Annotated in this window: 9 protein-coding genes and 1 riboswitch; of the genes, 7 read left to right on the top strand and 2 right to left on the bottom strand. The window is 46.6% G+C overall.

Annotation, left to right across the window (positions count from 1 at the left end; all coding sequences use genetic code 11):
• Positions 1–649: TiaS agmantine-binding domain-containing protein (locus AB7U21_RS08150; RefSeq protein WP_428388217.1), on the bottom strand; the 649-nt coding region annotated here is incomplete at its 3' end.
• A gap of 126 nt (positions 650–775) precedes the next feature.
• On the opposite strand from AB7U21_RS08150, the gene AB7U21_RS08145 reads away from it, so the two are divergent.
• The 6 genes from AB7U21_RS08145 (at position 776) to AB7U21_RS08120 (ending at position 6455) form a co-directional block, all read left to right on the top strand.
• On the top strand, positions 776–1738 hold the full coding sequence (locus tag AB7U21_RS08145; protein WP_428388215.1) for a transcriptional regulator: 963 nt from the start codon (positions 776–778) through the stop codon (positions 1736–1738).
• 68 nt (positions 1739–1806) lie between these two features.
• Complete coding sequence (gene purN / locus AB7U21_RS08140) at positions 1807–2421, top strand: phosphoribosylglycinamide formyltransferase (RefSeq protein WP_428388219.1); 615 nt, start codon at positions 1807–1809, stop codon at positions 2419–2421.
• Positions 2422–2451: 30 nt separating this feature from the next.
• Entirely contained in the window at positions 2452–3687 is a 1236-nt protein-coding gene (glyA, locus tag AB7U21_RS08135) for a serine hydroxymethyltransferase (protein ID WP_428388212.1), read from the top strand.
• A 12-nt stretch (positions 3688–3699) separates the two neighbouring features.
• Positions 3700–4566, top strand: a complete 867-nt coding sequence (locus AB7U21_RS08130; protein WP_428388209.1) for a tetrahydrofolate dehydrogenase/cyclohydrolase catalytic domain-containing protein — start codon at positions 3700–3702, stop codon at positions 4564–4566.
• Between the two features lie 45 nt (positions 4567–4611).
• Complete coding sequence (gene folP / locus AB7U21_RS08125; RefSeq protein WP_428388207.1) at positions 4612–5847, top strand: dihydropteroate synthase; 1236 nt, start codon at positions 4612–4614, stop codon at positions 5845–5847.
• Positions 5844–6455: a methylenetetrahydrofolate reductase C-terminal domain-containing protein gene (locus AB7U21_RS08120; RefSeq protein WP_428388205.1), complete on the top strand. Its 612-nt coding sequence runs from the start codon at positions 5844–5846 to the stop codon at positions 6453–6455. Before folP ends, AB7U21_RS08120 begins: the two co-directional genes overlap by 4 nt.
• A 122-nt stretch (positions 6456–6577) precedes the next feature.
• Here the strand turns inward: AB7U21_RS08120 and AB7U21_RS08115 are convergent, their stop codons facing one another.
• Entirely contained in the window at positions 6578–8032 is a 1455-nt protein-coding gene (locus AB7U21_RS08115) for an LVIVD repeat-containing protein (protein WP_428388203.1), read from the bottom strand.
• A gap of 199 nt (positions 8033–8231) precedes the next feature.
• A riboswitch (Fluoride riboswitch) is annotated at positions 8232–8303 on the top strand.
• A gap of 14 nt (positions 8304–8317) precedes the next feature.
• Here AB7U21_RS08115 and crcB point away from each other — a divergent pair.
• A complete protein-coding gene (gene crcB / locus AB7U21_RS08110) occupies positions 8318–8716 on the top strand; it encodes a fluoride efflux transporter CrcB (RefSeq protein ID WP_428388201.1) in 399 nt (132 codons plus the stop codon).
• Positions 8717–8778 lie beyond the last annotated feature (62 nt).

Below are 8778 nucleotides of genomic sequence, written 5' to 3'. Positions count from 1 at the left end.
GCACCGGGTCCGGGGAATGAGGCACACACACCACAAGTCTATTTGACACATCCACTGTGTCCCATGTAACGGGATAAGTGACACCATCGGCAATAAAGAAGCTTTCTTTATCCACATTTCTGGGGGTGCCCCATTTGTCCCTTTGCCTGTAGGCAAGATACTCAAATGTGTGGTCCCACCCTGGGTTCAGCATAGCGCCGCAGGCAGCCAGCGCGCCTATGAGACCCCGCCCATTCTTGAATCCTCTGGCCTGCAGGCCGGTTTCGGCAATTATGGACTTTGCCTCTTCGATGGACAGGACAGTTCTTACAGCGCGCTGGAAAAAACCATCCAGGATATCCTTGACCCCGCTAGCTTCATCATCCTGCACAAAGACAACTCCCGGATTTGTCATTTCGCACTCCATTGCTGACATTGCTGCAACCCTGGAAATGACATGTCCCATCACTTTATCCGGACAAGAGGTATCTATATCAATGCCTACGCAGGCATTACCTCTGGTCTTGTAAGGAATAGTGGGATTGAGACGAACAAGTATGGGAAGTTTCCGGATGCTGCCATACTGTTGCAGTTCTTCCATGAGCAGGGCTCCCAGATATGTTGTGCACATGCCTTCCCTTGAATCCGTATCATCTATACCTATGAACATGTGTTGACCTTGTTAATTTGGGTTAGTGATGAGTTGCATGCAATTAAGTTTTCTGCAGGGAAGTGGAGTTTAGGACAACAGGCTAGCAAGAGTTCATATAGATGTGCAAACAATCATTTATTAGTCATGACAAAAGACATCCTCATACATCAGATAGTAGATGTGCTGAAACAGGCGGACTTTACTGTCTCAAAGCGCTGTAACATCAGGCCGAGGAGTTTTGACCTTGCTGCAAGGAAAGATAACATCCTGCTTTTCTGCAAAGTATTGTACAATATAGATGGGCTGAACGAAGAAACAGCTCATGAGATGAAAGCGCTTGCGCGGTATCTGGGCGGTTCAGCCATTCTTGTGGGTGCCAAGACCCGGGACCAGATGCTTGAAGATAGCGTAGTGTACATGCGATATGACATACCTGCGGTTAACGTGCAGACACTTTATGATTACTTTGTGGAGAACGTGCCTCCGCTTGTATCAGCGGCGCCGGGAGGATTATACGTATCAATAGATGGTGATGTGCTGAAAGAAGCGCGCACCAAACAGGCTATGTCCCTGGGTACCCTTGCTACTGAGCTGGGAGTTTCGAGAAGGACCATCAGCAAATATGAAGAAGGCGGAATGGATGCGTCCATAGATGTGGTATTGCATTTGGAAGAACTATTGGATGTTGCCCTTGCAAAGTCCATAGATATTCTGCAGGCTTTTGAGAAGAGGTTGAGAGAACCTCCAATGCCACTTGAGGAGAAAAAATATCCCGAAGAGGACAACGTGCTCGATCTGCTGCATTCCCTGGGCTATCAGGTGGTTTCGACATCTCAGGCGCCCTTTAAGGCCATATCCAAGGATAATCACGATACGATGCTTACAGGGGTCAGCGCGTACAGCAGTGCGATGATAAAAAGAGCTGATCTGATGAGCAGCATCTCCAGTGTGACACAGACACGGTCGGTCTTTATCATAAAAGGTCCAAGCAAGTCCGAAACTGTGGAAAATACAGTGCTCATCGAAGAAAAGGAACTGGACAGGATGTCCGGACCTGAGGATTTTGTAAGCCTGATAGATGAGAAGACAAAATACAAAAAGCATTGATGATCTTTTTCTCAGTTGCGGACCAAATCCAAAAACCTAATTATATGAAGATACTTTAAGAGCCTATGATGACCACCAATATAGGAGTTTTAGTATCGGGCAGAGGTTCCAACCTTCAGTCGATCATTGACCATGTGGAAAGCGGCTATCTAAAGAACGTAAAGCTCAGCGTGGTCATAAGTGATGTGAAAGATGCGTTTGCCCTTGAGCGTGCAAAAATGCATGGGATAGATGCTGTTTTTATAGATCCGCGCGCCTATGCAAGCAAGATGGGATTTGAAGAAAAGATAATTGCAACATTGAAGAGTTATAATGTTGACCTGGTGCTTCTGGCAGGATACATGAGGATCTTAGGAAGTGAAGTTATCCAGACATACAGAGAGAGGATCATGAACATACATCCTGCACTGCTCCCTTCCTTTAAAGGTCTGCATGGTCCCAGGCAGGCACTTGAATACGGTGTCAAGGTCGCTGGCTGCACTGTCCATTTCGTAGACGAAGGAATGGATAGCGGACCTATAATCCTCCAAAGCTGCGTACCTGTAAAAGACAATGATACAGAAAGCACGCTTGCCTCCAGGATACTGGAACAGGAACACAGGATATTCCCCGAAGCAGTAAAACTGTTCACTGAGGGTAAACTTAAATTGGATGGCAGGATTGTACTACGCAGAGAGAACTAACCTTAAAAAAGCTTGTAATTGGATGATACCATGTCCTATATTTCAGAGACAGACCCCGAGATCGCTGAAGCACTGAAGCTTGAAGCGAACCGCCAGGACTACAAACTCAACCTGATAGCATCTGAGAACTATACGAGCCGTGCGGTCATGGAAGCACAGGGTTCGATAATGACCAACAAATATGCAGAAGGTTATCCAGGTAAGAGATACTATGGTGGCTGTGAATTCGTAGACATTGCCGAGAACCTTGCGAGGGAGAGAGCAAAGGCCATATTCGGTGCAGAACATGTGAACGTGCAACCTCACTCCGGCTCAGGAGCCAATATGGGAGTATACTTCTCCGTACTTAAACCCGGTGATACCATAATGTCCATGGACCTGTCACACGGAGGCCATCTTTCACACGGAAGTCCGGTCAATTTCGCCGGCCAGCTTTACAAGATAGTACCCTATGGAGTATCCAGGGAAACAGAAGCACTGGATTACGATGCACTTCTGGAGATGGCAAAGCAGACAAGACCCAAAATGATCGTATGTGGAGCTTCTGCTTATTCCCGCACTCTTGACTTCAAGCGTTTCAAAGAGATAGCTGATGAAGTTGGTGCATATCTGCTGGCCGATATCGCTCATATTGCCGGACTTGTGGCGGCAGGAGCACATCCAAGTCCCGTCCCTTATGCTGATTTTGTAACAACCACTACTCACAAGACCCTGCGTGGACCCAGAGGTGGGATGGTCATGTGCAAGGAAGAATATGCAAAAGCACTTGACAAGGCCGTATTCCCCGGAATACAGGGTGGGCCTCTGATGCATGTGATAGCTGCAAAGGCCGTAGCCTTCAGGGAAGCACAGAGCGAACAATTCAGGCGGGACCAGGAGCAGACCGTCAAGAACGCGAAGATGCTCGCTGAGAGCCTCATTGAAAGGGATTTCAACATCGTTTCAGGAGGTACCGACAACCATGTAATGCTCCTGAACCTCAATAAGTTCAATATAACCGGAAAGGATGCGGAAGCAGCTATGAGCAAAGCTGGTATCATCCTCAACAAGAACACCATACCCTTTGAGACCAGAAGTCCTTTCATTACCAGCGGTGTCCGTATAGGTACTCCCGCTGCAACCACCCGGGGCATGAAAGAAATGGAAATGGTGGACATTGCAGGTTTCATAGAGAGTGTGATCCTTAACATTGGCAACGAACAGGCCCTGATGGAGATCAGTTCTGATGTAGAACAGCTCTGCAGCAGGTTCCCAATATATAGGTAAGAGGTGAGTGGTGTGGTGGACGAGGAATATAGTACAAGGGTGATCGATGGGCGCAGCCTTGCAAAGAAGGTTGAGGAAGAGGTTAAGAAGGGCGTGGAGACGCTCAAAGCCGAAAGGGATATAACCCCTGGCCTTGCCACCATTCTGGTAGGAGAAGATCCTGCTTCAAAGATGTATGTACGCCTCAAGCACAAAGCATGTGAAAGGACAGGCATACATGCAGAAGACCACAACCTTCCGGCTTCTATCTCACAGGAGGAGCTTATAGCTCACATTCAGCAGCTTAACCTGAGAAGCGATATTCACGGGATACTGCTGCAATTACCTCTTCCGCAACATCTTAACGATAAGGAGGCCATGCTGGCCATAGACCCCAGAAAGGATGCCGATGGTTTTCATCCGTACAACATGGGAAATCTCCTGATAGGTAATGAGGGCTTTGTACCCTGCACTCCCAAAGGAGTTATCCGGGCAATGGAAGAGCATGGTGTCCAGATACAGGGGAAGCATGCTGTTGTTGTCGGACACAGCAACGTTGTGGGAAAACCCATGGCTGCAATGCTTATCAACCGAAATGCCACTGTTTCGGTATGTCATGTGTTCACCCGGAACCTTGAACAATACACTCTTGATGCTGACATACTCGTAGTGGGCACAGGCGTCAAACACCTCATCAAAGCTGATATGGTAAAAGAAGAAGTTGTCGTTTTTGATGTGGGGATCACCGAAGAGAATGGAAAAGTGTACGGTGATGTGGACTTTGAGAACGTCATCAAAAAAGCCTCCCTTATAACCCCCGTACCCGGAGGCGTGGGACCTATGACAATTTCCATACTCATGCAGCATGTGCTGATGGCAGCTAAAGATGCGTCTACATAGAGATAAATGCAATATATGTCGATTCCATACTTTGTCGGGTAGAAAATGTTCGTTGATGCAGATATCTGTGGCTTGAAAGTTGGTGATGAACATCCTGTAAGGATAATGGGAGTTATTAATCTCAGCCAGGAGTCGTTTTACAAGTCATCAGTGATGAACATTGACTCCATACTGGAAAAGGCACACGGCATGGTGGACGACGGTGCCACTATCCTGGACATAGGAGCACGCTCCACATGGCTGCTTGCAAAGCCTGTGATAAGCAGGGAAGAAGAGATGCAAAGGCTTGTCCCTGCGCTTGATATTCTGAAAGACAACGTTGATGTGATCATTTCAGTAGATACGATGTTCGCTGACATCGCTGAAAAGGCCCTTGAACTGGGAGCCGACATGATCAATGATGTTTCAGGTTTCAAAGCCGATGAGAGAATGCTGGAAGTCCTGGTGGAACACAGCTGTCCTGCAGTTGCCATGGCCACTGAGAAGATCCCTGGTGACCCAATAGGTATGGAGGCTATAATGGAATCATTGTCCGACATCATCAGGCAGGCACATGCCAAAGGCATGGACACCAGCAAGCTCGTTCTGGACCCTGCCATAGGTAAATGGGTGCCTGAGAAGATACCAATATACGATTTTGAGACCATCGATCAGTTCGAAAGACTGAAGGTGTTCCGCAAACCACTCCTTGCAGCGATATCGCGCAAATCCTGCATTGATGCAGTGCTGCACAGGCAGCCCGAGGAAAGGTTATATGGCACTCTTGCTGCCACCGCTATTGTGGTGCACAAGGGAGCTCACATCATAAGGACACACGATGTGCCACAAACCATGGATGTAGTAAAGGTGGCAGCGGCCATGCGCAGCAGGCAGTCTGTGGTGAAAGAGAATGGCTTTGAGGTTTCTGTAGTGAATATTTTGAACCCTGAAGATGCTGTTCGCAGCATGAAGGATATGGGTGTCACCGTGACCGGCGCCCAGATCATGAAAAAGAAGTCCATTTCCCGGGTGCTGAGAATATCCAATATAACCACCACAGAAGCCCTGATAATCAAGCAGGAGATCCTCGCAAGGGGAGGCGATGCCGCCCTTGAAAGAGATGCAGTGTCCCATGAGACAGAAAACACTGACATCCTTATCATGGGAACGATATTACAACTTGAGAAACTTGCGAAAAAACTGGAATGCCAGGCCCGTAACCTGCCCGCCATTTCCAGAATGATCCTGCATACACTGCAACTTGATGATAATGTAGAGCACCGTTATTTGAGGGAGCTATGATCATCTCTTCTTCTAAACCACTCGATGAGATACTTGCTGCTTTAAAGGGCATTGACAATATTTTTGTGATCGGTTGTAATGTCTGTGCTGCAAAACTGCATGTGGGAGGGGAGCCTGAAGTGCTTGACATGTGCGAGAAACTGAAAACAGCCGGAAAACATGTTGTCGGCTGGGTTCTGCCCACTGCAGCCTGTAGCATTCGATCCCGCGAAACACTCCTGGAGAAAAATACTGATATACAAAAAGCTGATGCCATCCTTGTCATGGCATGCGGCAGCGGCACTTCAGTAGTAGCCAGACTTGTGGATGTACCGGTCTATCCTTCCAATAATACTGATTCTCTGGGAGGACGAACGGCAGATCAGGTCCTTCCCCAGCTATGCGAGATGTGCGGTGCATGCAATATCCAGGAATTTGGCGGTATCTGCCCTAAGGCCAGCTGCCCGAAAAGCCTGCTCAACGGCCCATGCGGAGGCTCAATGTCTGGAAAATGTGAAGTTGACCCGGAAAAGGACTGTGCATGGGAACTTATCTACAGGCAGCTTGAGAAAACAGGACGTCTGGAGCTGCTGGAGAAGATAATTGCGCCAAGAAGTTACAGCCGGTAGTTTACAGACAGGAGACCATATTGGATTATATTATCGAATTTGTTTCAAGCAGATTGCATGACCAGCCATTTTCCGTGCATATTTCTTCCTGTATGCATATGACTCCTAAAAAATAGAGAAGATCAACCCCAGTTACCCACAACTGGAGTCACACCTTCCCACCCAAGGCCTATAATATCAAAGCCAGTATCTGTCTGGATCAGGAAATTATTACCTCCCCTATTGTAAATGCCCACTTCGGTTATCAGATCTCCGTCCCAGTCACCTACCACCGGCTCGGTACCGGCCCAGCCGAATCCCACGATGTCAGCAGAACTTGTGTAGGGGTTCCAGAGTGCCCAGGTACCTGCATTGTCATATACACCTACCTCATCAGCACCGTCTCCGTCCCAGTCACCTACCACCGGAGTAACACCCGGCCAGCCAAGACCGATCACATCGAAGCCGCTCTCTGTTTGAATAAGGAAGTTATTACCTCCTCTATTGTAAATTCCTACCTCAGCGATGCCATCCCCGTTCCAGTCACCTACGACCGGTTCGGTACCGGCCCAGCCGAACCCTACGATGTCTGCGGAGCTTGTATAAAGGTTCCAGAGTGCCCAGGTACCTGCATTGTTGTATACACCAACCTTATCAGCATCCAGATCAAAAATGAAAAGACCGTTTGCAGCATTAGCTACATAAAAAAGGTTACCTGAAACAGCAACTTTCTGTGGGTTACTCATATAATACTCTGCCAGGACCATTGATGATATCGGGTCACTGATATCAATGATCGCAAAGCCTTCAGCATCGGTAACACCGAGATAATTGCCTTGTGCGGCAACAAACCGTGCAGAACCATTGATCTCATAAATGTCTGCATAGAGCGGCAAGGCAGGATCAAAGACATCTACAATTTCAAGATAACCGAGGCCCTCATCGTCGAGATTACTGGTCACATAGGCATAATAGCCTGCCACAGCAACATCAAATGCATAACCAGTGGTATTATAAGTGCCCTCCTCAACTGGTGATGCAGGAACGACGAAATCTATGATCACAAGATCGTAACCATCAGCTACATAGGCATAATGATCTGCTACAGCAACACTAACTGCAGTGCGACCAGTATCATAACTGCTCACAAAGGTTGGTGACGAAGGATCGCTGATATCCACGATAACAAGTTCACCGGCTGCCAGGCAGGCATAACCGTCTTCAATGTCAACATCTAGAGCAATACCAGTATCAACTTCATAACTGCCGACAAATACTGGTGATGAGGGATCGCTGACGTCCACGATAACAAGACTTGTATTAGCAGCTATGTAGGCATGATCATCTGAAACAACAATACCAAAGGCATCACCGCTGGTATCATAACTGCTCACAAAGGTTGGCGATGAAGGGTCAGTGACATCCAATATCACAAGACCGTCACCATCAGCTATATAGGCATAATTGTCTACCACAGCAACATCATTTGCAATAGAATCAGTATCATAACTGCCCACAAGAGCAGCTGAGACTAGTCCTATGGTCATTATCAGAAAGAACAAAACTTCTACGATCAATACTCCTGATCTCATTTGCATTCATATCACCACTTTACTGACTGCAGGTAACTCTGAGTCAGTTTACCTTTGAGAATAAGTATGAGATCAATTAATACTTAAACACAATTAAAATTTCCAACGCATGTAAATATACATTTACTCAGATAAAGATTATTCAAGGATGTGCCCATCCAACATGAACAACAAACATAATCTATTTATTTGATGGGCACAAAAGCCATCGGATGGTGATGAAGTCCGCCTTGGCTATCAGGTCAGAACCGCTTATGCTGATGACTTCTGCAGAAGCACTGAGGTGTACTATTGTATATAGTTCTATTAATAGGCATAGGCGGCTTTATAGGTGCTATCCTTAGATATGCTATAGCTGGATGGGTGCAGAACAGTTTTCTTAATTTCCCTTTAGGGACCTTGTCTGTAAACATCATTGGAAGTTTTTTTCTGGGTCTGATAATGTACCTTTCTGAATATCAGGGTCTGTTTGGTGAAGAAACCAGGATATTCCTAACCATTGGATTATTAGGGGCTTTTACAACATTATCTACATTCAGTTATCAGTCGTTCAGACTTTTTGAGAGTTATAACTTGATGCTATTGATCATTAACGTAATGGCTACAGTATTGTTTTCTATGCTTGCTGTATACTTAGGGAAGACTGTGGCTTTGAACTTTGCAACTGATGTATGGAGGGGGTGTAGATGAAAAAAGAATCAACAGCAATATTGCTGATTATATTCATTGGTGAATCTTATAAGTTCAAAGGC

The sequence above is a fragment of the Methanomethylovorans sp. genome, assembly GCF_050177135.1.
Classification (GTDB): domain Archaea; phylum Halobacteriota; class Methanosarcinia; order Methanosarcinales; family Methanosarcinaceae; genus Methanomethylovorans.
The sequence above is the reverse complement of the archived record's forward strand: the minus strand, read 5'-3'. Positions and strand labels throughout refer to the sequence as shown.